Annotated in this window: 2 protein-coding genes; one reads left to right on the top strand and one right to left on the bottom strand. The window is 75.7% G+C overall.

Annotated features, from left to right (window positions below):
- Positions 1 to 92: 92 nt before the first annotated feature.
- A complete protein-coding gene (locus AB8Z36_RS38805) occupies positions 93 to 950 on the top strand; it encodes an enoyl-CoA hydratase/isomerase family protein (protein ID WP_369218066.1) in 858 nt (285 codons plus the stop codon).
- A gap of 36 nt (positions 951 to 986) precedes the next feature.
- Here the strand turns inward: AB8Z36_RS38805 and AB8Z36_RS38800 are convergent, their stop codons facing one another.
- Positions 987 to 1,895, bottom strand: a complete 909-nt coding sequence (locus AB8Z36_RS38800; protein ID WP_369218065.1) for a hypothetical protein — start codon at positions 1,893 to 1,895, stop codon at positions 987 to 989.
- Positions 1,896 to 2,023: the final 128 nt, after the last annotated feature.

Below are 2,023 nucleotides of genomic sequence, written 5' to 3'. Positions count from 1 at the left end.
CCCGCGCCCGCACCCCTTCCCGAGCCCGCACCGGCGCCCACGCCCGCACCCGCACCCGCACCCGCACCCATACGAAACGGAGCCACCCCCGCATGACAGCCTCCCCCGACGCGCGCCAAGATCCCCTCGTGCGGCCCGGGTCCGTCGCCCCGGCCGATCCCCCTGACTCCTTGATACTTCACGCCACTGACAACGGCGTCTCGTGGATCACGCTGAACCGTCCCGACGCCATGAACGCCGTCACCTGGGACCAGCGCGAACGCGTGATCGCGCTCCTTGAGGAGGCGTCCGGCGACCCCGGTGTGCGGGCCGTCGTGATCACCGCGACCGGGAAGGGGTTCTGCGCGGGCGCCGACCTGCGCGGCGCCCCCGCTCCGGCCGAACGGGTGCCGGGTGACGTGGCCCGCACCATCAGGCGGGGCGCCCAGCGGTTCATCGCCGCCGTCCTCGACTGCGAGAAGCCGGTGATCGCGGCGGTGAACGGCACGGCGGCCGGCATCGGCGCGCACCTGGCCTTCGCCTGCGACCTGGTGATCGCGGCGGAGAACGCCAGGTTCATCGAGGTCTTCGCCCGCCGGGGCCTCGTGCCGGACGGCGGCGGCGCGTATCTGCTGCCGCGTCTGGTGGGCCCGCAGCGCGCGAAGGAGCTGATGTTCTTCGGCGACGCCGTACCCGCGGCCGAGGCCCACCGCATCGGCCTGGTCAACCGTGTGGTGCCGCCCGAAGACCTCCGCGAGAGCGCCCGCCAGTGGGCGGAACGCCTGGCCACGGGCCCCACCCGCGCCCTGGCCCTGACCAAGCAGCTCGTCAACGCCTCCCTGGACGCGGACCGCTCGACGGCCTTCGCGGCGGAGGCGGCCGCCCAGGAGATCAACATGACCACGGCCGACGCGAACGAGGGCGTGGCCGCGTTCGTGGCCCGCCGCAGCCCCGCGTACCGGGGCCGCTGACCACGAGAGGTGGCCGCCGACCGGAGAACCCCGGGGTCAGCCGTCCCTGTGCCGCCGGAGCACGATGACGTCGGGCGCGTCGGGATCTCCCTCGGTCACGAAGAGTTCGGGGTCGTCCGCCGTGCCGCCCGTGAGCCACGCCTGCGGCGTCCGGCAGCCGCCGCCCTCGCCGTCACCGTCGCCGTCCTCGTCCGTATAGGCACCGGCGTCGGCCTTTCCCTCCGGGGCGATCACCACACTGGGCCGCGCGAGGACCTCGTCGAAGCCCACGGCCCAGCCGCCGGTGGTGCGGCAGCCCGCGATCCACGCCCGGCCGTCCGCGTCGAGCCGGAACCGCTCCTCGCCCCCGTCCGCGTCCCGCCACGCTCCCGCCAGCTGGCCGGGGCCGAGCTTCGGGGGCTCGTAGTCCTCGATGAGCCCGGTCGCCGTGGCCAGCACGGCGATGCCGAAGACGGCGAGCGCGAGCGGGACCGAGGCGAGGCCCGAGATGATCCACACCTTGCGGAGCGGCCGGCCGAGGCGTTCCGCGCGGCGGGCGCAGTACGCGACGTTCAGGACGGGAAGCACCCCGCTCCCCACGATCCACAGCGCCGAGGCGGCGAAGGGGGCGCCGAGCGCGGCGCAGAGTGCCGCCCACGCGCCGCCGGCCGGCAGCAGCCAGGCCAGCGACCACGCCCACTCCGGGCCCCGCCCGAGCCGCGTGGCCGCGAGGTGGCCGAGCGCCGCCGCGGGGAGGTCGAGGAGGGCGGCGTGCGCCATGCCGATGACCGGGAACACGAGCGGCGCGAACAGGACGCAGCAGGCCATGCCGAAGGCGGGGCTGCCCCCGGCTCCGTAGTCGTCGCGGCTGGACGTCAGCGCGTAGGCAAGCAACGCGGCGGCGGGCAGTTGCGCCGCGGCGGCAGCGGCGGCGGCCCGCACGCGCCCACCGTTGCGAAGCCGCACGCGCCCACCGTTGCGAAGCCGCACGCGCCCACCGTTGCGAAGCCGCACGCGCCCACCGTTGCGAAGCCGCACGCGCCCACCGTTGCGAAGCCGCACGCGCCCACCGTTGCGAAGCCGCACGTGCCCAC

The organism is Streptomyces flavofungini (assembly GCF_041028215.1).
Taxonomy (GTDB): Bacteria; Actinomycetota; Actinomycetes; order Streptomycetales; family Streptomycetaceae; genus Streptomyces; species Streptomyces flavofungini_B.
The sequence above is the reverse complement of the archived record's forward strand: the minus strand, read 5'-3'. Positions and strand labels throughout refer to the sequence as shown.